At 54.5% G+C, this 19,606-nt stretch carries 24 protein-coding genes; 10 read left to right on the forward strand and 14 right to left on the reverse strand.

Features of this window, described 5'->3' with window-relative positions:
- Positions 1 to 112 precede the first annotated feature (112 nt).
- Genes OCA8868_RS07355 through OCA8868_RS07370 form a run of 4 tightly spaced genes read right to left on the reverse strand, consistent with a single transcriptional unit; the run spans position 113 to position 3,635 of the window.
- Entirely contained in the window at positions 113 to 835 is a 723-nt protein-coding gene (locus OCA8868_RS07355) for a DUF1194 domain-containing protein (protein ID WP_179214822.1), read from the reverse strand.
- A gap of 7 nt (positions 836 to 842) precedes the next feature.
- Positions 843 to 1,277 carry a VOC family protein gene (locus tag OCA8868_RS07360; protein ID WP_093995908.1) on the reverse strand — a complete coding sequence of 145 codons (435 nt, stop codon included), beginning with the start codon at positions 1,275 to 1,277 and terminating at the stop codon, positions 843 to 845.
- Positions 1,278 to 1,334: 57 nt separating this feature from the next.
- Positions 1,335 to 2,687, reverse strand: a complete 1,353-nt coding sequence (locus OCA8868_RS07365; protein ID WP_093995909.1) for a surface lipoprotein assembly modifier — start codon at positions 2,685 to 2,687, stop codon at positions 1,335 to 1,337.
- A 6-nt stretch (positions 2,688 to 2,693) separates the two neighbouring features.
- On the reverse strand, positions 2,694 to 3,635 hold the full coding sequence (locus OCA8868_RS07370) for a hypothetical protein (protein ID WP_143849564.1): 942 nt from the start codon (positions 3,633 to 3,635) through the stop codon (positions 2,694 to 2,696).
- Between the two features lie 378 nt (positions 3,636 to 4,013).
- Between OCA8868_RS07370 and thyX the strand changes: the two genes are divergently transcribed.
- The 5 genes from thyX to OCA8868_RS07395 all read left to right on the forward strand — a co-directional run bounded on the left by thyX (position 4,014) and on the right by OCA8868_RS07395 (position 7,265).
- Positions 4,014 to 4,922 (forward strand): FAD-dependent thymidylate synthase, encoded by a 909-nt coding sequence (gene thyX, locus OCA8868_RS07375; RefSeq protein WP_093995911.1) that lies wholly within the window; start codon positions 4,014 to 4,016, stop codon positions 4,920 to 4,922.
- Positions 4,919 to 5,896 carry a hypothetical protein gene (locus OCA8868_RS07380; protein WP_093995912.1) on the forward strand — a complete coding sequence of 326 codons (978 nt, stop codon included), beginning with the start codon at positions 4,919 to 4,921 and terminating at the stop codon, positions 5,894 to 5,896. Before thyX ends, OCA8868_RS07380 begins: the two co-directional genes overlap by 4 nt.
- A gap of 357 nt (positions 5,897 to 6,253) precedes the next feature.
- Positions 6,254 to 6,577 (forward strand): arsenate reductase family protein, encoded by a 324-nt coding sequence (locus OCA8868_RS07385; protein ID WP_093995913.1) that lies wholly within the window; start codon positions 6,254 to 6,256, stop codon positions 6,575 to 6,577.
- Positions 6,577 to 6,900 carry an arsenate reductase family protein gene (locus tag OCA8868_RS07390; protein ID WP_093995914.1) on the forward strand — a complete coding sequence of 108 codons (324 nt, stop codon included), beginning with the start codon at positions 6,577 to 6,579 and terminating at the stop codon, positions 6,898 to 6,900. The genes OCA8868_RS07385 and OCA8868_RS07390 overlap by 1 nt, the downstream gene beginning before the upstream one ends.
- Complete coding sequence (locus tag OCA8868_RS07395) at positions 6,900 to 7,265, forward strand: hypothetical protein (protein ID WP_093995915.1); 366 nt, start codon at positions 6,900 to 6,902, stop codon at positions 7,263 to 7,265. The genes OCA8868_RS07390 and OCA8868_RS07395 overlap by 1 nt, the downstream gene beginning before the upstream one ends.
- On the opposite strand, the gene OCA8868_RS07400 is transcribed toward OCA8868_RS07395, so the two are convergent.
- The 6 genes from OCA8868_RS07400 to OCA8868_RS07425 all read right to left on the reverse strand — a co-directional run bounded on the left by OCA8868_RS07400 (position 7,262) and on the right by OCA8868_RS07425 (position 12,511).
- Positions 7,262 to 7,795, reverse strand: a complete 534-nt coding sequence (locus tag OCA8868_RS07400) for a DoxX family protein (protein WP_093995916.1) — start codon at positions 7,793 to 7,795, stop codon at positions 7,262 to 7,264. The genes OCA8868_RS07395 and OCA8868_RS07400 overlap by 4 nt on opposite strands.
- 11 nt (positions 7,796 to 7,806) lie before the next feature.
- Positions 7,807 to 8,541, reverse strand: a complete 735-nt coding sequence (locus OCA8868_RS07405; protein WP_093995917.1) for an HvfC/BufC N-terminal domain-containing protein — start codon at positions 8,539 to 8,541, stop codon at positions 7,807 to 7,809.
- Positions 8,538 to 9,386, reverse strand: a complete 849-nt coding sequence (gene bufB / locus OCA8868_RS07410) for an MNIO family bufferin maturase (RefSeq protein WP_093995918.1) — start codon at positions 9,384 to 9,386, stop codon at positions 8,538 to 8,540. Before bufB ends, OCA8868_RS07405 begins: the two co-directional genes overlap by 4 nt.
- 70 nt (positions 9,387 to 9,456) lie before the next feature.
- Positions 9,457 to 9,759 carry a BufA1 family periplasmic bufferin-type metallophore gene (locus OCA8868_RS07415; RefSeq protein WP_093995919.1) on the reverse strand — a complete coding sequence of 101 codons (303 nt, stop codon included), beginning with the start codon at positions 9,757 to 9,759 and terminating at the stop codon, positions 9,457 to 9,459.
- Positions 9,760 to 9,973: 214 nt separating this feature from the next.
- Entirely contained in the window at positions 9,974 to 11,920 is a 1,947-nt protein-coding gene (gene thrS, locus OCA8868_RS07420) for a threonine--tRNA ligase (protein WP_093995920.1), read from the reverse strand.
- A gap of 90 nt (positions 11,921 to 12,010) precedes the next feature.
- Positions 12,011 to 12,511 carry an anthrone oxygenase family protein gene (locus OCA8868_RS07425; RefSeq protein ID WP_093995921.1) on the reverse strand — a complete coding sequence of 167 codons (501 nt, stop codon included), beginning with the start codon at positions 12,509 to 12,511 and terminating at the stop codon, positions 12,011 to 12,013.
- An 80-nt stretch (positions 12,512 to 12,591) separates the two neighbouring features.
- Between OCA8868_RS07425 and OCA8868_RS07430 the strand changes: the two genes are divergently transcribed.
- Together OCA8868_RS07430 and OCA8868_RS07435 are read left to right on the forward strand one after the other, a co-directional pair.
- Positions 12,592 to 13,182: a TetR/AcrR family transcriptional regulator gene (locus OCA8868_RS07430; protein ID WP_093996198.1), complete on the forward strand. Its 591-nt coding sequence runs from the start codon at positions 12,592 to 12,594 to the stop codon at positions 13,180 to 13,182.
- Positions 13,183 to 13,207: 25 nt separating this feature from the next.
- Positions 13,208 to 13,867, forward strand: a complete 660-nt coding sequence (locus OCA8868_RS07435; RefSeq protein ID WP_093995922.1) for a DNA-3-methyladenine glycosylase I — start codon at positions 13,208 to 13,210, stop codon at positions 13,865 to 13,867.
- Between the two features lie 3 nt (positions 13,868 to 13,870).
- On the opposite strand, the gene OCA8868_RS07440 is transcribed toward OCA8868_RS07435, so the two are convergent.
- Positions 13,871 to 14,293 (reverse strand): MAPEG family protein, encoded by a 423-nt coding sequence (locus tag OCA8868_RS07440; protein ID WP_093995923.1) that lies wholly within the window; start codon positions 14,291 to 14,293, stop codon positions 13,871 to 13,873.
- Positions 14,294 to 14,302: 9 nt separating this feature from the next.
- Positions 14,303 to 15,046 carry an ArsR/SmtB family transcription factor gene (locus OCA8868_RS07445; RefSeq protein WP_093995924.1) on the reverse strand — a complete coding sequence of 248 codons (744 nt, stop codon included), beginning with the start codon at positions 15,044 to 15,046 and terminating at the stop codon, positions 14,303 to 14,305.
- A 106-nt stretch (positions 15,047 to 15,152) separates the two neighbouring features.
- Between OCA8868_RS07445 and OCA8868_RS07450 the strand changes: the two genes are divergently transcribed.
- The 3 genes from OCA8868_RS07450 (at position 15,153) to OCA8868_RS07460 (ending at position 17,667) form a co-directional block, all read left to right on the forward strand.
- Positions 15,153 to 15,911: an alpha/beta fold hydrolase gene (locus OCA8868_RS07450; protein WP_093995925.1), complete on the forward strand. Its 759-nt coding sequence runs from the start codon at positions 15,153 to 15,155 to the stop codon at positions 15,909 to 15,911.
- 117 nt (positions 15,912 to 16,028) lie between these two features.
- On the forward strand, positions 16,029 to 16,886 hold the full coding sequence (locus OCA8868_RS07455; RefSeq protein WP_093995926.1) for an alpha/beta hydrolase: 858 nt from the start codon (positions 16,029 to 16,031) through the stop codon (positions 16,884 to 16,886).
- 70 nt (positions 16,887 to 16,956) lie between these two features.
- Positions 16,957 to 17,667 carry an alpha/beta fold hydrolase gene (locus tag OCA8868_RS07460; RefSeq protein ID WP_093995927.1) on the forward strand — a complete coding sequence of 237 codons (711 nt, stop codon included), beginning with the start codon at positions 16,957 to 16,959 and terminating at the stop codon, positions 17,665 to 17,667.
- A gap of 34 nt (positions 17,668 to 17,701) precedes the next feature.
- Here the strand turns inward: OCA8868_RS07460 and OCA8868_RS07465 are convergent, their stop codons facing one another.
- Positions 17,702 to 18,268 (reverse strand): DUF6151 family protein, encoded by a 567-nt coding sequence (locus OCA8868_RS07465; protein ID WP_143849565.1) that lies wholly within the window; start codon positions 18,266 to 18,268, stop codon positions 17,702 to 17,704.
- On the reverse strand, positions 18,269 to 19,549 hold the full coding sequence (gene phaZ / locus OCA8868_RS07470) for a polyhydroxyalkanoate depolymerase (protein ID WP_093995929.1): 1,281 nt from the start codon (positions 19,547 to 19,549) through the stop codon (positions 18,269 to 18,271).
- Between the last annotated feature and the right edge of the window lie 57 nt (positions 19,550 to 19,606).

Genomic DNA, 19,606 nt, shown 5'->3' on the forward strand with positions numbered 1-19,606 from the left:
GCGCCGACAGAGGCCAAATACATCACCCCCAAGAACAGGGCGTGACGTAAGGAGCGTTACAAAGAATAAATGCGGTTCGGTTGGTAGATCCCGGCAAAGGCCGGAAACAGGGTTACCCGCCTGATCCCCTTTCCAAGGGGACGACATTCTCTCCAAGGATCAGTGCTCCCAACTCGCGGATCAACTTAACCTCCATTGCTCGCGCAAAGTCCTCAAATCCGTTGGCGACTACTACGAAAGCGGATGGGCCACGGATCACTTCAGTTTCGTAATACTTGAGCAGTTCTTCGGGCTCTTCGCGGGCGGCCGACGTTTCCGGAACGTTTATCACGAGGCCGTTGACTGTAATGTCTTCAAACGGGAAGGCGTTATAAGCCTTGCGAGGTTCGAACCCTTCATTGTTCAAGCCGTCTCCTGAAACATCAATGGTGTGAAGAGAACAGTCAGGCGCACGCCGCAAAAGAGTTCCTGCGAAAACAAGTGAATATCCGAGTGCAGTTGGATAGTCGTCATGGCTGCGAGGTGTGATTGTGATGCTTTCTGAGACTGAAGCCAAGCTAGCGGGAGTTTCAATCAGAACCCAATCTTGCAGGATTGACTGGTTATAGCGCCCAGACCATTCAAAGATTGCCAAGGCAACCGGATCAGGGGACGCGAAGAATGCAGCCTGAACCTGTGGCGCGAGCAATGCACGCGCGAGCCCGTCGCGCTGCAATGCATCCTCTCGGGCATCGACTGATGACGAAACATCCAGTGCCAATACCAATGCCAACCTGCAGGCCTCCGCGCTCTGTCCCCAAAGCGCGGTTAAGCCTAGCGTGGCACTGGTTTTGATCACGTTCTTACCAATGGCCAGTGTTCCCCATACTGGTCCAAGGTTCTGCTGGTGCCTTTGCGTCGCCAGCCTGCAACAACTCAACCGAGATATTGTCAGGGCTACGGACAAACGCCATGCGACCGTCGTGCGGTGGGCGGTTAATCGTGATACCATTGTCCATTAGTTGCTGGCACAACGCATAAATGTCGTCGCACTCATAGGCGAGGTGGCCAAAGTGACGGCTGTCAGATGGCAATTCATCGTCACCATCCCAGTTGTAGGTCAGCTCAAGATCGGCATGTCCGTCCGTCTGTTCGGGCGGGGACAAGTAGACAAGCGTGAACCGACCACCTTCGCTGTCATGACGTTTACGTTCTTTCAAGCCGAGAAGGTTGTAAAATGCGATTGACGCGTCGAGGTCTTTTACGCGGACCATTGTGTGTAGGTATGAAAGGGGCATGTTTTCTCCGGTGTTGGTTGAAGCGACCCTAGCACGTGGATGACAAACGACCAGTGCTCAGAAGCTGGAGCGGAAGCTGATATCAAATGACACCGCCTCAGTTTGATACCGCGCAATATTTGATTCTGTGGTTTGTGCTTCAAACTGAACGACAGGTGTAAAACCAAAATACTCGACGTCAGGAAACCCAAGGTTGATATTCAAGGACGTTTTCCGGTCTTCACGACCAAACGGTGCCAGAGTTGATGGTCCGAAGTCGCGCCACTGATAGCCTAACCCAACATTGAGACTAAGTGTTTCTGCGATCGAACCTAAGTCATAGGTCGCGTGGATGCTTTTCGTCGTACTCGCGATACTGGAATTCTCAGAATATGTTCTTCCAAAGTAAGTGCTTAGCCGAACACTATCATCATTAGTTAGAGCTTTCTGCCAACTTAGATTTCCAGACCAAACCTGCGCCGTGTCGCCACTCTGGATGTAGTTAAGACTACCTATGGAAAGCGCTCCATCCAAGCGGGTCGATTCGGAGGGTAGCCAAATACGTTTTATTCCAATCAATGTTTCTGTCGAGTAGGGATCGCCGCCAAGTGTGCTTGCGCTAAATTCAATCTCAGCACTTATCAGCCCCAAATTTGCGGCCCAATCGCGGCGGGCGAAGAGCTCTAACCGGTTGAAGGCGCGATCTGAAGGATCAAAATTAGGAGCCAATTCTCGACTTTGATCGGTCATAACATATCTCAAAATCAGCGCACTCGCGCCTACGCTCGTACGGCGTCGCTCGTCCTCATGAATGCGATAAACGAGTTCTCCTGAGGCGCTGATTTCATAACCGGATAGATTTCGTGCGGAAGGGCTAAGCAGAAAAGTGAGGCCACCAAATTCGATTGAATCAACCGAGCTGCCATTATTTATGTTGCTTGACGGAGCCACCCCAAACTGAAGGTTGAATTGCAGAGGGTTCACTCGCCGAAGTGTGGAATAATCGCGTGCGAGTGTCTCAACCATCGCGTCATTTGGTGCGAAGTTACTGGCGCGGCGCAACCAGAATTGCGCCCGCGTATATTTCTCTTCGCTAGAGAAAGCCTGTGCTGTTACTGTCGCGGCAACGAAGCGGTCATTATCTGTGGTCGCATATGCCCACGCTGCTTGTCCCGCCTGACGAGCAGTTTGAAAATTACCTAGATTTCGTTCGGCTTGTGACAACAAGATAAGCGCGATGACATCTTGCGGATCGGCGGACAACAGACCCTCTGCTATTGCTTTAGCGGCGGCGGCTTGACCACTCTGCAACAATTGCACCGCAAAATTGCGGCCTTCGTCGCGGGTGAGTCTCCCGTCTTGGGCGCTGACTGGAACAGTGACGAAAAATAGAGCCGCGATGATTATGGCCCGAACAATACCTACTAGCATATCGATCTATGGAACAACTTGCGTCCCGACATAGACGCCGACTTCGCGCGCGTTGTATTCAGTTCTGAATTCGCGATTGTTAAATTCATTACTGATGATCGTCACGCCACCTGGAACACTCGCATTCAATGTTGCTGGCAGGGTTGCGCCGGAATTTACCAATGCTTGTAGCGCTTCAATGCTCGTCGTTTGGAGGCCGTCTACGGTAATCGGGGCATCTGTTCCGACTTGGTAAGTAACCGTTTGAACGGATACGGTCTGAATGTCCGCTACACCTTCCATCACGAGGTAACCGCCCATTTCCTCACCGTTGTTACCCGCAATAAGTCCAGAATATGTGCCGTTGTCTCGGGTTTGGCCATCGCTGTCAAAAGTGCGAGCCACACCTTCATCCCAAACCCCGGTTGCAGGATCAAAGCTGACTTCAAACAACGAAACTCTAGGGAGTGGGCCACCACCTGTTAGTCCCGGGGCAACACGCACTCTGTTGTCCACCCATCCGGCGATATCGCCCTGTAGGTTTCCGTTTGGATCAAAGTCTGCCGTATCAAGGAGCAACGTGACATCGCCCGTCACGAGCTCAATACCGCTTCGCCGATCGTATGTTCGTGTTCCGGCGTAAACGCCGACATAGCGATATTCCGTTTCGGCCGTCAGTGGCAGGTTGAAACTGCTGCGATTTATGTTGGCTCCAGCGTTTCCAAAGTTGCCCCAATCACGGCCCGCTGCAGCGGTGGCTTCAAGAAACGCGCTGTCAATAAACACTGCATAATGCTTGATTAGACCCGTCGTTGTGGTTTGACGGCTTTCATAAAACTCACGGCGTACGCCGTTGGCGTCGGTGGTCTCGCTGCCAGCGACTGAATCGTAGCGCCCGTCGGTTCCGTCGAAAGGCAAGTTGTTGATGACCAACTCGTCATTGACGGCGTCATAGTTGACACTGTTCATCGTCAAACCACGACTTCTATCAAAGAGGAACTTGTTTGAAACCTCGGTGTTAGGATTCCCTGGTTCCAATGTTTCGGTAGCACCTGTGTTTGGATTGACCACCACATCAGGCATAAATGGGTTTTTTCCATCACACCCGGAAAGAACTGCAATTACGGCTAGGGCGGTGAAAGATCTCAACATAACGGCTCGTCCTCGGGTATGTTCTGCGCTGTTCGCAGTGTTTGACGTATAGTCGGAAATTGCAAAGGCCAAGTCAACGAATGCTTAAGCCGAAAAACCACCTTATATGGCGGTTTTCGGCACAGTTCCACGTATATATAGTGTAGGTAACTCATTCCAGCAGAATCACTGCCTCCGTACACAAAGGACAGACACATGCCCGTGACCCCCGAACAGCAGGCCGAAATCGACGAACTCCGCGGTCAGACGAAACCAACCTTGCGTGCGGTCTCTGAGGGGATGGAAAAACATCTCTACAAAGCACACGACGTTTTGGACCACGGCTTTGTGCGCGTCATTGATTATATGGGCGACGATCAGGCGATCTGTCAGGCCGCCCGCGTGTCATACGGCAAGGGCACCAAGTCTGTTCAAAACGACGAAGGCCTGATCCGCTATTTGATGCGCCACTGGCATTCCACCCCGTTTGAGATGTGCGAGATCAAGCTGCACGTCAAACTGCCCGTCTTCGTGGCCCGCCAGTGGATCCGCCACCGCACGGCCAACGTCAACGAATACTCCGCCCGCTATTCCATCCTTGATCGCGAATTCTACATCCCACGGGCCGAAGACCTCGCGGCGCAATCTGTGATCAACAACCAAGGCCGCGGCGAAACCCTGACCGGTGAAGAGGCCGAGCGCGTGCTGCGCTACCTCAAAGACGACGCAGGCCGCGCCTATGACCACTACGAGGAAATGATTTCCGACGAAGGGCAACAGGGCCTCGCCCGCGAATTGGCCCGCATGAACCTGCCAGCCAACATCTACACCCAGTGGTACTGGAAAGTGGACCTGCACAACCTGTTCCACTTCCTGCGTCTGCGTGCGGACAGCCACGCGCAATACGAAATCCGAGTCTACGCCGACGCGATCTGCGAAATGGTCAAAGACTGGGTGCCAGCCGCCTACGGCGCGTTCGAAGACTACCGTTTGGGCGGCGCGACACTGTCCGGCAAAGCCGTGGAATGCATCCGCCGCATGGTGGCAGGCGAGAAGGTGACGCAGGAAACGTCCGGCATGAGCAAAGGCGAGTGGCGTGAGTTTATGGGGGTTGTTGAGGGGTGAGTGATGGAAATGAAGCGACAGAGATTGTTCTAAGCGGCACAGGTTCGGAAATTAGTTTCCAAGTTTATCAAGACGTTTACAATAGCATAACAGGCCATCGTGAAAACCTTTCGCGGAATATGTTTGATTTTCATAAGGTCGGCTTCGATGACCTAAAGAGTCTGCATGCTCAGATGGAACAAATGCTGGAGCAATATGCTTGTGAAGCTTCGGGTTGCTCCGTGGTAGTAAGATATAGTGATGGGAGAACTGACAGTTTTAGCAGTTTTGAACGCTTCGAGACCTTAAGTGGTGCAAAGGTCGGATGTGTTGAAAATTTGGAATTGTCCTATGAATTTTTAATCGTTCTTCCAAAAACAAAAGAAGCTAAGACCTACAAGGTCGGAGTGTTCTTGATGAGCCACGTCGGTCTTTTAGACCGGCTGAATCGATCAAATGCCTCAGATTTAGAGCGAAACATGATGAACGATTTAATGAAAATTACCGCTCGTTTCCATATTGAGTACGTTGACGTTTCAGTAGCACGATCAATCGAAGCTCAATTGGATGAATGGTATCGCGGCTTAAAAAAGGAACCGTTGATCTTTCGGCATAAGATTGCCCGTTTCTTTGCCACACACTCTGGTCAGGTAACCAAATTTGCCGGGTTTGTGGCACTAATCTCAATAACTTGGTACCTCTTTTTACCAAGTATCTCGTCTGACACTTCAAGTTTGTTTAAGATACTAACTGTTTTTGTCGCGTCGGTTTCGATGATGACCGGAATTGGTTACGGCTTAGGTTCGTGGGCAGGACGATCATTTAAATCATTGTCACCAATGGCATTTATTAAGTTGTCAAACGCTGACGTAGAAACCAAATCAAGTGTTCGACAATCGTATCTTAAGTCGATTGGAGCGCTGGTGCTTGCGGCGGTCGGAACAATTTCAGTTAGCTTGCTGGCAACATACGTTGCTTCACTGTTGGGCATTTAGGGGCTGAATTAATCAGCGCGCATCTCCGATGCGCACGCGCCTGACCCGCCCCACGGGCGGGCGCGTTCCGCACCCACCCCGGGTCAGGCGCGTCGATAACCGATAGGGTGGTGCCTTTTGAATGCGGGGAAGGTTCCGCGACATCTCCCCTGATATCAGCTTTCCCTAGCGTCCATGTTACTGTCATGGAAAACACAGCAAAAAGCACACACAATCCGTTGTATCCACTAACGCCACAGCAAGTACGCGCCTTGTTTGGAAAGCTTGCCCAGCGACAGGATTAACGGGCCATCTGGCGCAGGTAGCACCACTCGGCTAGTTTGTTGGGATCAACGTGACCACACAGAAAGCCCCGATATGATCCTCTACGGCCTCCCCACCTGTTCAGACTGCAAAAAAGCGCTCAAGGCGCTGGAAGACGAGGGACATAAACCCACCTTCCGCGATGTGCGTGGCGAGCCGATGTCCGAGGCGGAATGGGCCGTGTTGTTGGCCGAGTTCGGCGACAATCTGGTGGACCGCAAATCCCAAGCCTACCGCAACCTCAACGCGTGGATGCGCGAGAGCGAGGCGGACGCGCAATTGGCCGACACGCCCGCCGTCATGGCGCGGCCTGTCATCACGGACGGCACGAAATACACGCTCGGCTGGGATGACACCGTGAAGGCGGAGTGGCTGTGATGCGCGTCTTTTCCCTCAAATCCTGCGACACCTGCCGTAAGGCGTTGAAAGCATTGGCGGACCGAAACCCAGAGGTGATCGATGTGCGCAGCGATGGGGTCAGCGCGGCGGATCAAGCGGCGATGATCGCAGCGTTCGGGGCAGGGGTTTTGAACACCCGCTCAACCACGTGGCGCAACCTGTCTGAGGAGGAGCGCGCCAAAGACCCGGCAGTGTTGCTCGCCCAGCATCCAACGCTTATGAAGCGCCCAGTCATTGAAATAGACGGCGCGTGGTATCAGGGGTGGACCCCCGCCACCAAAGCCGCCGTAGGAGTAGAGTAATGCGTAACGCAGCCGCCATTTTGGGCATCATCGCAGGGATCATGGGTATTTTCGTCGGGTTATTCGGCTGGGGCATGGTTGCATTGTCAAACGAGGTGCCAGAGGCCAGTGAATGGCTGAGTTTCGATAACCCGCAGTTCATCCAATTCGCCAGCTTCGTCGCGCCGATGGTCTGCATCGCAGGGGGCGCAATGGCCAAGTCGCGCGCATTATGGGGTGGAATTGCCTTGTTGATTGGCTCGGGGCTGTTTTTGGCGGCTTTCGGGTTCAACGGTTTTACAATGTTCCCGATTGGCTTCGCTGGTCTGGGCGGCCTTTTGGCAATCGCCGCAGGCCGACCAGACGAAGAAAAGTCACACTTCTAACGGTTTTTGGAAAGGACGCGGTCCAGCGATAGTGGACCGGCGCCTTTGAGGGCTAGTGTCACGAACACCACCATCCAGAACGCGCGTTGATCAAGGATCGCGCCTGTTGGCAGCCCGTCAAACCATTTGCCCAAGGTTTCTGTGTGTTCGATCCCACCGTGACCATAAAGATCGGTCAGGGATTGAACGGTGACGAAACCAATCATGCCAAGTGCGGCGAAACGGGTGAACAGCCCGATGACAATCAGTAGGGGTAGGATGTATTCCGCTAGGGTGCCCGCAACAACAACGGCCCAATGGAAAATCGACATTTGCGAAATGTCATAGCCCACGGCCTCCATCGCTTTCGGAAAGATTTGTGCGTAGCCGCCGACACCGGGGGAGAAAGGTGTGCCGTCCCATTTGGTGCCAGCCGAGTTCCAGAAATAGAACAACAGGGTCGCAGCAAAGACGAAGCGTGCCAGCGTGGGTAGGATGCCGTTGGCGGAGGCGTTCAGGGCGTTTGCGATGCGGTCATACAATGCGATCATGATTTAGGCTTTCAGGTGTTTATTGAAATCAATGCGTTACGGGAAAGGAGCAAGCCCAGTAGCGGGCCAAGGTCGAAACCTGCGCCACCAATTTGCAGGGCCGCGCCGAGCGGGGTTCCATCGATCAATGCTGCGAGAACCGCAGTTTGTTCGGGCGTTAGCGGGTCAACGGATGGATCAAATTCGGGCCGTGTGATCAGCGTTGGCTGCGCGGCTTTTGCGATGTCGCCTCCATGGGTATTCGCCCACCAGATCGAATGCAGCGGGTAGTTTGAGGGGATCAGATGCACGGTCGGGGCGAAGGTGAACGTCACATTCGGCAGCGTATCCGGGGCAATTTTCGCCAATGCGTCAGGTTCGATCGGGGATGCATCCTCGGCGTGGTAGCTGTGGCGCATGGCCAGCTCAAGGCGGGCAACATCGGGGAGGTAGGGGACCGATTGCGCGGGGCCAAAGCCAGCCAGAAAGTCGGGCATTTCATCGCCATAAAACATCATCACGGGCGACGTTGGCGGGTGCGCCCGCAGGTAAACGCCTGCCATAGCGCGGAAAAAATCGGTTCCGACCAGTTTGTTGACCACCGGAAAGGCGGTTTCCAAGGCGTCCGTCAAGCTGACGGCGACGTTGTTGCGGTACACATCAAACCGCTTGGTCGCGGGCACACCATCAGGGTTTTGCACGCCGTTCGGCGCTGGGCTGGACGGGTCCAACAAGGCCGTGCGGAAATCTGTTTGGGTGGTGATCATACGAGTACCGAAAGCGCTGCGTCGGCGCGTTTGGTTTCCTCAACCAGCACGGCCCATTCAGGAACATCGGTGTCCCATTCGATCAGCAATGGTTTGGGGCCGGACTTGGAGAGTGTGTAGTCGAGCAAAGCCCACACAGGGTCCACTACCTCGGCACCGTGGCTATCAATCAGCAATGGTGCGCCGGTTTCGTCTTCGTCTTCATCATGGCCTCCAAGATGAATTTCACGAACAACATCAAGCGGGTAGGCGTCGATGTAGCCTTGCGGCGAGTAACCGAGGTTGGTGGCGCTTACGAAGACGTTGTTCACGTCGAGCAGAAGGCCGCAGCCGGTGCGGGCGACGATCTCAGCCAAAAAGTCAGTTTCAGACATATCGGATTCAGCGAAAGCCAGATAACTGGACGGGTTTTCCAGCAGCATCTGGCGGCCAAGGGTCGATTGGACTTCGTCGATATGGTCGGCCACACGTTTTACGGTGGCTGCGGTATAGGGCAGCGGAAGCAGGTCGTTCAGGAACGCGCTTTCGTGGGTGGACCATGCAAGATGTTCGGAGAAACTGGCCGGGTTGAGCCAGTCACAAAGGGTTTTCAAACGGGCAAGGTGGTCTGCATCAAGGCGGCCTTCGCCACCGATGCTGAGGCCGACACCGTGCACGGAAAACGGAAATTTTTCAGAGAGATGGCGTAGCTGCGCGAGGGGGCGACCGCCCATTCCCATGTAGTTCTCAGCATGAATTTCCAACCAGCCAACGGGGCCAGCGTCCTTCATGATGTCGTTAAAATGTTGGGCTTTGTAGCCTACGCCGGGCGTGAAAGGCAGGGATGGTTTCGTCGCGTCTAACATGGGGCCTCCGGCAGTAAGATACGCCCAGCCTACACTAAGTTGGCAGGCTGGGCGCAAGTATTAGGGTAGCTTATGCTGGGAGGTCACGATCCAACTCAGTCAAGGAACCCATGCGCTCTGGGGAGTCGCCCATAGCTTCGATCATTGTGTCTTCGCATGTGCCAGCTGGAACGAATGTCCATGCGTTGCCTTGATAATCAACAGTGGATGTACCGGCGCATGTTGTGCCTGGGCCAGCTGCACAGTCGTTTTCGCCAGCGAGGGATACGCCGTAGCACTTTTCGTTTTCTTGAGCGTGCGCTGCTGTGGACAGGCCAGCAACTGCTGTTGCGATGGAAGCTGCGAGTGCGAGGGATGTTGTTGTCTTGGACATGGTGTGAATTCCTGTTGGTTGGTTTCAAGTAGTCATGCGCCCTGATTGGCGACTTCCTAACCCTAGTGCGATGCGCTCCTTTCGATCCACTCACAGGAGCGTGCATCGCGTGTGCGTTATCGCGCGTTAGACCGCACTCGGGGTTAAGTGGTTGAAAACAAAAGGCCCGACCGTTTTCACGATCGGGCCTGTAACACTGCAGATGTGCTAAATGTTACAAAAGGTCGGGTGGAGTCGCTGATTCAGACAGCTCTTGGATGATCGAATCCAGAGATGTTACAGAAGTTTGCTTTTCACCAAGGCGACGCACGGACACCGTGCGTTCTTCAACCTCGCGCGCACCGCATGCGAGGATGATCGGCACTTTACCCAGTGAGTGCTCGCGGACCTTATAGTTGATCTTCTCGTTGCGAATGTCAGCTTCGGCACGCACACCTACGGCCTTCAGGGCTGCAACAACTTCGTGGACGTAGTCGTCCGCATCGCTGATGATAGAGGCCACAACGACCTGACGCGGTGCGATCCAGAACGGCAGTTTACCTGCGTGTTCCTCGATCAGGATGCCGATGAAACGTTCAAACGATCCCAAAGTCGCACGGTGCAACATGTAGGGCAGGTGCTTTTCACCATCCGACCCAATATAGGACGCACCAAGACGTTCTGGCATGTTGCTGTCGACCTGTAGGGTGCCGCACTGCCAATCACGGCCAATTGCGTCGGTCAGAACAAATTCCAGTTTCGGGCCGTAGAACGCACCTTCACCTTCTTGGATTTCATATTCATGCCCTGCAGCCGCGCAGGCCTCGCCCAAGGCGGCTTCGAGCAGGTCCCAGGTTTCCTCAGACCCGATGCGTTTCTCGGGGCGGGTGGACAGTTTGATCTTCCAGTTGCTGAAGCCCAGCTCGGTGTAGATCTGGGACAGGAAGTCGATGAACTTTTCGGTCTCGGATGCGATCTGGTCTTCGGTACAGAAGATGTGACCGTCATCTTGGGTGAACCCGCGCACACGCATGATGCCGTGCAACGCGCCGGACGGTTCATAACGGTTACACGATCCGAACTCCGCCATGCGCAGGGGCAGTTCGCGGTAAGATTTCATACCTTGGTTGAACACCTGAATGTGGCACGGGCAGTTCATCGGCTTTAGCGCGTTGATCGTCTTTTCGCGGGCATGTTCTTCGTCAACTTCGACGATGAACATGTTTTCCTGATAGGCTTCCCAGTGGCCGGAGGCCTCCCAGAGTTTGCGGTTCACGACCTGCGGTGTGTTCACCTCAACGTAGCCGCCCGCGCGTTGCTTACGGCGCATGTAGTCTTGCAGCTGGGTGTAGATCAGCCAGCCGTTCGGGTGCCAGAACACCTGACCAGGGGCTTCTTCTTGCATGTGGAACAGGTTCATCTCACGGCCCAGTTTGCGGTGGTCGCGTTTGGCGGCCTCCTCAAGCATGTTCATATGCGCCTTAAGCTGTTCTTTGTTCTGGAACGCGACGCCGTAGATCCGCTGCAACATCGCGCGATCGCTATCGCCACGCCAATAGGCGCCTGCGATGGACATCAGTTTCCATGAATCGCCCGGCACTTGACCAGTGTTCTGCAAATGCGGCCCACGGCACAGGTCCTGCCATTCGCCGTGCCAGTACATGCGCAGGTCTTCGTTGCCTGGAATGCTTTCAATCAGCTCGACCTTATAGGGCTCGCCTTTGTCCTTATAGTACTGGATCGCAACATCACGTTCCCAGACTTCGGTGCGGACTTCATCGCGCTTGTTGATGATCTCTTTCATCTTCTTTTCGATGGTCGCTAGATCGTCAGGTGTGAATGGGTCCTTGCGATCAAAGTCATAGTACCAGCCGTCTTTGATAACGGGTCCGATTGTGACCTGTGTTTCGGGCCACAGTTCCTGCACCGCACGCGCCATGATGTGCGCGAGGTCATGGCGGATTAATTCCAGCGCAGGTTCTGCGTCTTTCATGGTGTTGATGGCGATGCTTGCATCCGCATCGATCGGCCACTGCATGTCCCAGTGTTCGCCGTTCACGGTCGCGGAAATGGCTTTTTTCGCCAGTGACGACGCAATAGATGCGGCGACTTCGGCAGGCGTAACACCTGCATCGTACTCGCGGGAATTGCCGTCAGGAAATGTAAGGGAGATCTGGGCCATGTGTTCGGCTCCTCGTCAGTTTGGCGCCTACAAAGCGCCCGGTTGCGGGTTATGTCTTCCTGTTCCAAATGGCGTTTCCAAATGGAGGTGTCAAGCCGTACGCGTGGCAGGAAGGGCCAAAAGGCCGATCCCCGTAAACACGACCGCAATTCCGGAAAAGACAGTGCGCGTTAGGTTCCACACCTGCCATTTAGGGGAGTAGTTGGACCAGATTTCAGCAGCGGCCGTTGGGTCTTGCGGGACATCGATAAGGCCAAGGGCGTTGTTCATTGGGATGTTCACCGAAGCTGTCAGAACAATCCCGCCTAACAGATAGATGAGTGCCGCAGCGCCAAAGGCCATTTTGGATACATTTGCACCGTCGCGATGCGCCGCGAACGCAGTTAGACCAAGCAGAACTGGCGTCAAAAAGAAGGCCGGAAAGAATGCAACATTGCGCACCGTGTTGTTGATACCTTGCATCGCTTCAATAGCGACAGAAGGGGGGGACGCGTCCAGTCCCCACATTGCCGAAACGGTATAGGCGTAAAAGAAGCCAAAGATGGCTGCGACAAGCAAGAGGGACGTCAAAGCGAGGGAGCGAACGAGCATTGGTTTTCCTAACCGTAATTGAAAATACGCTATTTACCAAGTCCGTAACTATGATTACGGATGCTGTCAAGGAGAACATGATGAAACCCGAAATCCGTGAAAAACGTGAAGCCCAGATAGTAGGGGTCGCTTACGAAATCCTAGAACGGAAGGGCTTTGATGGGATCTCAATGTTGGCGGTGGCCAAGGCCGCCAAAGCATCAAACGAAACGCTTTATCGTTGGTATGGCGACAAACACGGGTTGTTCATCGCGCTTGTCGCGCGCAATGTCGCTGAGGTCGAACAACACCTCGCAAACGTCAAAGCAAAGGGCGGCTTAGAAGCCCTTCTGGCCGAATTCGGGCCAGTTTTACTTGGAATGTTGCTTGGGCCGCGCGCGATTGCGTTAAATCGTGCAGCGGCTGCTGACGGGACAGGAGAATTGGGCAAGGCCTTGGCAACTGGCGGGCGTGACGTTGTTCGACCACGTCTGGTTGAAATTTTGGGTACCTATCACGCTGAAAAAACTATGCCTGAGCTTTTCGCGATGGCAGAATTGTATTTCACGCTGCTCATCGGTGATCTTCAAATTAGGCGGGTGACAGGCGTACTTCCTCTCTTGAATAAAGAGGAAATTCAGTCGCAATCCAACACGGCGCTTGAGAATTTCTTGCGCATTATTCGTAGCTAAAGATAGGTCATATAGGGGTGCAGGTGTGAGACATTTCGATGAGATTTTAGATATCGCAGCTGACCGTAAAGGCGGGCGCGGTGCGGTTCTGGATGGTATCGAACCGCCCAAGTCACGCGATGAGATTGCGGCTATTTCAGGGGATCGCTTCCTTGCGTCCTTTGCGGAAGGCATTTTTCAAACGGGGCTGGCGTGGGCCGTCGTGAAAAACAAGTGGCCCGATATCCTTGAGGCCTTTCACGGCTTTGATGTGGGGCGTGTTGCGATGATGTCAGATGATTGGTTTTACGATCTGGTCGAAGACAAACGCGTCATTCGCAGCGCCCCCAAAATCCGTGCGATTCAGGAGAATGCAGTGATGATCCAAGAGGCTGGTGACTTTAGCGCGTTCATCGCGGATTGGCCGTCAGATGATTTTGCAGGGCTAATGCTTTGGATGAAGAAAAATGGCTCGCGCCTTGGCGGGTCCACTGGGGCCTATGCGTTGCGGCGACTTGGCGTGGATAGTTTTTTGCTGTCGCGTGACGTGATCGCACGACTGATTGCCGAAGGCGTAATCGACAAACCGCCGACATCGCAAAAGGCAATGTCGGCGGTTCAGGGTGCGTTCAACACATGGGCGGATCAATCAGGGCGTAGCTTGACGGAAATCAGCCGTGTTTTGGGGCAAAGCATTGATGCCTAAGCGTTAGGCAACGAAAACCGAGTAGGCCATGATCAATACGCAGACATAGCCCGCAGTGAAAATGATCGGGCGAAGTGGCATCAGGGCTAAACCTGAAATCATCCCGATAGCATGGGCGATACGCAGCCAGAAGAACGCGATGGCCGTCCAATAGGTCAGCGCGGTGAAGCCGTCCATTCGGTCAATGATCAAGACCAGAACCGCAAAGGGGAAGGCCTGTTCCAATAGGTTCAAGTGCGCACGATGGGCGCGCCCGATCCATGCAGGCATCAAATGTGGGTTGGTGATGCGTGAAAATCCGTCGGGAGCGCCTTCCGGCCAGTCTTCAGGTTTGATGTTGGCTTGGCCAACGATTTGCGGAATCCAAAGCGACGCTGCAAGGATCATGAGGCATGTCAGAATGCCGAGTTCTGTAGGAAATTCCATTGCGTGTCCTTACATTGCCATTTTGAGGGCTTCGCCCGTTTCGAGGTAGGATTTGAGGGATGCTGTTAGACGCGCCCAACCTTCGGCAAAGCCTTCTTGGCCTGGTGCCATGTCGTAATGTTCAATTGTTAGCTGGCAGACATCTCCTTGCGGTTCGATTAAATAAACCATGTGGCTCGTGGGGGCTTCAGGGCCCATGAACTTCGGTTCAAATGTCATCGCGATTTTGGATTTCGGATCAAGCGCGGTTGTGACCTGTTTCAACATTGCGCTGCCGTCAGGGCGTATAAACGTTGTGGTGTCGCCAACGACTGCGTTGCCTTGCACCGTGTTACAGGCGAAGTGATAACGCGCCATGTCGTCCGCTTGGGTTAGGGCGTCCCAAAGGGCGTCTTGGGTGCAGCGGATGAAGGTCTGCATCATGAAATCGGGCTTACTCATACGGGTGTCCTTTTCGAGTTTGGTTTTAAGGTCGCTCAGGGCTTTGGCTTGGGGTTGAAGAAAGGGCGCGACCCAGCGGTCCATGACTTCCTGCAAGGGGAGGGCGTTCAGATAGTGGTATTTGAAGCGACCCCGTTTGCGGGTGATGATTAGCCCCGCGTCCTCCAGCAAATTAAGATGCTTCATGACGCCAAAGCGGGTCATCTCGAGGCTCGCTTCAAGGTCTGTAAGGGTTTGACCATCGCGCAGTCGCAAAGCATCAAGGAGCTTTTGACGTGTCGGGTCTGCGAGGGCTTTGAAGATGTGTTCCATGAGATTACTATAGGTGATAAAATAGTCACGTGACAAGTTGGTAACGTGATTTACCTGCAGGCGCAGCTGGGATAGGATGCGAAAGAATAGACGTTAAGGAATTGAAATGGTTGATACATTGGTAACCCCACAGGGTCGCAAAATTGCCTATCATTTGACGGCCGGTCAGGGTCCAACCGTTGTGTTTTTAGGTGGATTCAAGTCGGACATGGCAGGAACGAAGGCAGTTTTCCTTGAAGATTGGGCCAAGAAAACGGGCCGAGCGTTTATGCGATTCGACTACTCGGGACACGGGGAAAGTGGGGAGGCGTTCGAGGACGGCTGTATCGGGGATTGGTATGAGGACGCCTGCGCTGCGCTAGGTTTGATCGACGGTCCTGTCGTCTTGGTCGGCTCCAGCATGGGGGGATGGATTTCACTGCTTGTCGCGCGCGCCATGCCAGAGCGGATCGCAGGGTTGGTGGGTATCGCGGCTGCACCTGATTTCACTGAGGACGGGTTCTGGGCTGGATTTGATGAAGTACAACGGGCCGAATTGGAACGGCAGGGGCAGGTGGCGCTGCCGTCAGAATACGGCGACCCCTACATCATCACCAAGCGGCTGATTGAAGAAGGGCGGGACCGTTTGGTGTTGCGCTCGCCGCTTGATTTGCCATTTTCTGTGCGCTTCTTGCTCGGGACGGCGGATACTTCGGTGAGTACGGAAACTGCGTTGCGCCTGCTTGATCATGCGGACAGTCCGGATATGCGGCTGACGCTGGTGGATGGCGCGGATCATTCGTTTTCCAGCGAGGTTTGTTTGCCGATGATTGTTGGTGCGATCAACGAGGTGACTGCGCCTGCGGCGGGCGTGGCGGGGGGCTAGCCCCCATCGCTGCGCGATCCCCCCAGGATATTTGTGAAACAAAAGCAAACGAATGCGTGGCTTTGGGGGCGGGGTTTTGTAGTTTTTATCCACGAGGGTTCGCATGAAAGGTGTCCGATGTTGCCAGAACTGAATGAGATTGACGCATGGTTGGCGGATCATGAAACCGCTGTTGGTGACGTGCGGGATGGTTGTGAAAAGCAAATTGTCTGGGCGGACCAACCTGCAAAGAAGCCTTTGTGTATTCTCTATGTTCACGGATTTTCTGCCACCGCTGCAGAAGTACGCCCATTGCCGGATATCGTGGCCAAAGCGCTGGGCGCGAACCTGTATTTCGCGCGGTTAACAGGGCACGGGCAGGACGGAGAGGCGATGGGGCGTGCGCGCCTTTCGGATTGGGAGGACGATGTAGATGAGGCATTGCAGATTGGTGCGGCAATCGGCGATGAGGTGGTCGTCATTGGGTGTTCCACGGGGTGCACGTTGCTGACGACCGCACTGGCGAGGGGTGCTCGTGCAAAGGGGATTATTCATCTTTCGCCCAATTACGGCCTGCGCCACCGGCTCGCGCAGTTGCTGTTGGACCTGCCGGGCGTCCGTAGATGGGGACCGCTGATCGCGGGGAAAGAGACGTCATTCGAAGCGATTTCAGACGAGCACGCAGCGCTTTGGACCATCAAATATGACACCCAAGCAGTGTTCACGATGGGGGACGCGGTGCGGTCGTGCCTTGCCAGTGAAATCGAGGCCATTCAGACGCCCGCCTATTTTGCCTTTAACGAAGATGATCGGGTCGTTAGTCCAAAACGCACCCGCGCTGTCATGGCGCGCTGGGCTGGGCCCGTGACGCAGGACATTCTGGTGCAGGGGCCAAGTGATGACAAAGACGGGCATGTAATGGCCGGTGACGTGTTTAGCCCCAACCAAACCGCGCCATTGGCGGAAAGGATCATCGCTTGGGCCAAAGCGTTGTAATAGGGGTTGCGTCTGCGGGCTGTGCATGGGCAATTTAGGCCAACAGTCAGAATATTAAACAGAGGCAGACATGGCAGAACCACTCGTCCTATTGCCGGGCATGATGTGCGATGCGCGCGTCTGGGCCACGCAGTTGACGGTTCTAAGCTATGAACGTCCTGTGACGGTTGCACCGATCTGCGTTGGCGATCGTATAGAAGAAATCGCATCTGAATTGTTGTCATGTTTGCCACCTAAATTTGCGTTATGTGGACATGGGATGGGTGGCGCGGTTGCACTTGAGGTCACGCGCCGTGCGCCAGAGCGGGTGATCCGGTTGGCTTTGATAGGGACCAACCCGTTGTCTGATACACCGCAAGAGGCCGCTGATCGTGAGCCACGGATGATTGGGGCGAAGTCTGGCCGGTTTGAACGCTTGCTTGAAAGCGATGTGTTGCCACGTCACGTCGGAGGCGGACCGCTTCGTTCTAATGCGACTGCACAACTCTATGAGATGGCGATATCGGTAGGTGCGGATGTGTTCGCACGCCAAGAACGCGCGATGCAGCGCCGCCGTGACCAGCAGAGCACCCTGCGACGCATCACGCAGCCAACATTGGTTTTGGCAGGGGAAGAGGACCAGATCGTGCCTCTGAAACGACAGGAGTTTCTGGCGGAACTGATTCCCTACGCAAAGTTGGGTGTGCTCCCGGGGGTTGGACATACGGTGATGCTTGAAGACCCCGAAGGCACGACTGAGGCGATCTATGCATGGATGCGCCAGCCGCTCGTGTTGCGCTAAGGCGCCTGTTGGAAACTTGCGGACAAGGTCGGGTTTAAAGGCGAGCTTTGGCGCGGTCTTCGTGGCTCAGTGTTTGAACCGAAGCAGCGGGCATTCCGTCCGCGTTGAAGAAAGGGGTCTCTCGCCATTTTCCTGTTACGCGTGCGTGCGTCGTGCGTTTCAACATACCCCAGATAAAGTCACCGAGTCCGGTATGCCCGGTTTTCCCATTGGGTTTTGAGATGAACGCGTGGCCCTTTATCGGCCCGAAGGGTGACGTGTCCTGCGTGCGGGATACAAGCAGGCTGGCGAATGCGATCTTTGGTGTGCTCATCGTGTTGAACAAAGGCGTGTTGCAGCACGACGCATACCAGCGCAGCAGCTTTTCCGATTTCCACGTAAAGACGGCGAGGCTGTCTTCTCCCTTGGCAAACGTCACGCGATTAGGAGCGGTTTGGAAATAACAGACACCGTCGGGGCCAGGGTCGTCGTGGCCAAGCCAAACGATAGCGCGGCGACAATCGTCACAATGGCATTGGGCGTGGCTTCCGGCCTTAGGTGAAATATCTGACAGAGTTCCTGTCACGCCACCGCAGTCGCATGAGAAGGGAACGTCTGCCATCTACTTAACCGCTGCGATCTTCTTGGTGCGTTTGGCAGCCGGCTTTACCGGTTCGGAGTTCGCGTCGATGAAGTCGATCACGAGAGGGCGGATGTTGTTACGCCAGCTTTTGCCCGCGAAAATACCGTAGTGACCCGCACCCGGTTCAAGGTGGGACGCTTTTTTGCTTTCGGGCAAGCCGGTCAGCAAAGGCAGCGCAGCAAGACACTGGCCCGGTGCGGAAATGTCATCGTTTTCGCCTTCGACGATTTTTACGGCCACTGTCGTGATCTTGCCGAAATCGACAGGATGACCCTCGACTGTGAAGCTGTTTGTCGCGATTTCGCGTTTCTTGAAAATGCGGTCGACGGTTGAAAGGTAAAATTCGGCAGTCATGTCCATCACGGCAAGGTATTCATCATAAAACACATTGTGTTTGTCGTGTTCTGACGCTTCGCCTTTGGTAACGGCCATGATCTGTTTTTGGAACGCATTGCTGTGCATTTCGCTGTTCATCGAGATGAACGATGCCAATTGAAGAAGACCCGGGTAAACCATGCGGCCAACGCCTGGGTATTTGAACCCAACCTGCTGGATCATTGTTTCTTCGAGCTGACCCATCGTGACCGAGCGGCCAAAGTCGGTGACTTCTGTGTGGTTCGCTTCTGGATCAACAGGACCGCCGATCAACGTCAGTGAGCGTGGCTGCGCGTCTGGGTCTTGCTCTGCCAAGTAGGCTGTAGCCGCAAGTGTAAGCGGCACGGGCTGGCATACGGCGATAACGTGTGTGTCCGGCCCCATCTCTTTCATAAATTCGGAAAGGTAGAGCGTGTAGTCTTCCACGTCGAACTTGCCTTCAGACACCGGAATATCGCGCGCGTTGTGCCAATCGGTTGTGTAAACTTCGCAATCTGGCAGCAGGGACATCACCGTTTTACGCAGCAACGTTGCGTAGTGGCCAGACATCGGCGCGACCAGAAGAACCTTGCGTTTGCGTTCCGCACGGCCGACCGCACAGAAGTGGACGAGATCGCCAAACGGCTTTTCGACAACTTTCCGCACCATGATTACGTGGTCTTTGCCGTCTTCGGCAGGAACACTATCAATGCCCCAGTCAGGTTTTGTAACCATACGGGCAAAGCTGCGTTCAGTCACTTCGCCCCAAGCGCGCAACATTTCCATTCCGGGACCGGGCCACATTGCAACGGCAGGGTAAGACGCGATCGCCCGCGCCGAGGCCCCCATCCATTCGTTCGTATTTCGAATGGTTTCCATCAGGTCATATGTTGCCATATACTTCATTTACGCGCCCTCGGTTTTGTCGCGGTCAAACTATTGTGGCCTTTCGACCTAGCCTTA

Origin of the sequence: Octadecabacter ascidiaceicola (genome assembly GCF_900185015.1) — a bacterium.
Lineage (GTDB): Bacteria > Pseudomonadota > Alphaproteobacteria > Rhodobacterales > Rhodobacteraceae > Octadecabacter > Octadecabacter ascidiaceicola.

What these genes read in the sequence shown, in the direction of transcription:
- OCA8868_RS07360 (WP_093995908.1), bottom strand. Translation starts at nt 1,277, where the DNA reads ATGCCCCTTTCATACCTACACACAATGGTCCGCGTAAAAGACCTCGAC.
- OCA8868_RS07365 (WP_093995909.1), bottom strand. Translation starts at nt 2,687, where the DNA reads ATGCTAGTAGGTATTGTTCGGGCCATAATCATCGCGGCTCTATTTTTC.
- OCA8868_RS07370 (WP_143849564.1), bottom strand. Translation starts at nt 3,635, where the DNA reads ATGAACAGTGTCAACTATGACGCCGTCAATGACGAGTTGGTCATCAAC.
- thyX (WP_093995911.1), top strand. Translation starts at nt 4,014, where the DNA reads ATGCCCGTGACCCCCGAACAGCAGGCCGAAATCGACGAACTCCGCGGT.
- OCA8868_RS07385 (WP_093995913.1), top strand. Translation starts at nt 6,254, where the DNA reads ATGATCCTCTACGGCCTCCCCACCTGTTCAGACTGCAAAAAAGCGCTC.
- OCA8868_RS07390 (WP_093995914.1), top strand. Translation starts at nt 6,577, where the DNA reads ATGCGCGTCTTTTCCCTCAAATCCTGCGACACCTGCCGTAAGGCGTTG.
- OCA8868_RS07395 (WP_093995915.1), top strand. Translation starts at nt 6,900, where the DNA reads ATGCGTAACGCAGCCGCCATTTTGGGCATCATCGCAGGGATCATGGGT.
- OCA8868_RS07400 (WP_093995916.1), bottom strand. Translation starts at nt 7,795, where the DNA reads ATGATCGCATTGTATGACCGCATCGCAAACGCCCTGAACGCCTCCGCC.
- OCA8868_RS07405 (WP_093995917.1), bottom strand. Translation starts at nt 8,541, where the DNA reads ATGATCACCACCCAAACAGATTTCCGCACGGCCTTGTTGGACCCGTCC.
- bufB (WP_093995918.1), bottom strand. Translation starts at nt 9,386, where the DNA reads ATGTTAGACGCGACGAAACCATCCCTGCCTTTCACGCCCGGCGTAGGC.
- OCA8868_RS07415 (WP_093995919.1), bottom strand. Translation starts at nt 9,759, where the DNA reads ATGTCCAAGACAACAACATCCCTCGCACTCGCAGCTTCCATCGCAACA.
- thrS (WP_093995920.1), bottom strand. Translation starts at nt 11,920, where the DNA reads ATGGCCCAGATCTCCCTTACATTTCCTGACGGCAATTCCCGCGAGTAC.
- OCA8868_RS07425 (WP_093995921.1), bottom strand. Translation starts at nt 12,511, where the DNA reads ATGCTCGTTCGCTCCCTCGCTTTGACGTCCCTCTTGCTTGTCGCAGCC.
- OCA8868_RS07430 (WP_093996198.1), top strand. Translation starts at nt 12,592, where the DNA reads ATGAAACCCGAAATCCGTGAAAAACGTGAAGCCCAGATAGTAGGGGTC.
- OCA8868_RS07440 (WP_093995923.1), bottom strand. Translation starts at nt 14,293, where the DNA reads ATGGAATTTCCTACAGAACTCGGCATTCTGACATGCCTCATGATCCTT.
- OCA8868_RS07445 (WP_093995924.1), bottom strand. Translation starts at nt 15,046, where the DNA reads ATGGAACACATCTTCAAAGCCCTCGCAGACCCGACACGTCAAAAGCTC.
- OCA8868_RS07450 (WP_093995925.1), top strand. Translation starts at nt 15,153, where the DNA reads ATGGTTGATACATTGGTAACCCCACAGGGTCGCAAAATTGCCTATCAT.
- OCA8868_RS07455 (WP_093995926.1), top strand. Translation starts at nt 16,029, where the DNA reads ATGTTGCCAGAACTGAATGAGATTGACGCATGGTTGGCGGATCATGAA.
- OCA8868_RS07460 (WP_093995927.1), top strand. Translation starts at nt 16,957, where the DNA reads ATGGCAGAACCACTCGTCCTATTGCCGGGCATGATGTGCGATGCGCGC.
- OCA8868_RS07465 (WP_143849565.1), bottom strand. Translation starts at nt 18,268, where the DNA reads ATGGCAGACGTTCCCTTCTCATGCGACTGCGGTGGCGTGACAGGAACT.
- phaZ (WP_093995929.1), bottom strand. Translation starts at nt 19,549, where the DNA reads ATGAAGTATATGGCAACATATGACCTGATGGAAACCATTCGAAATACG.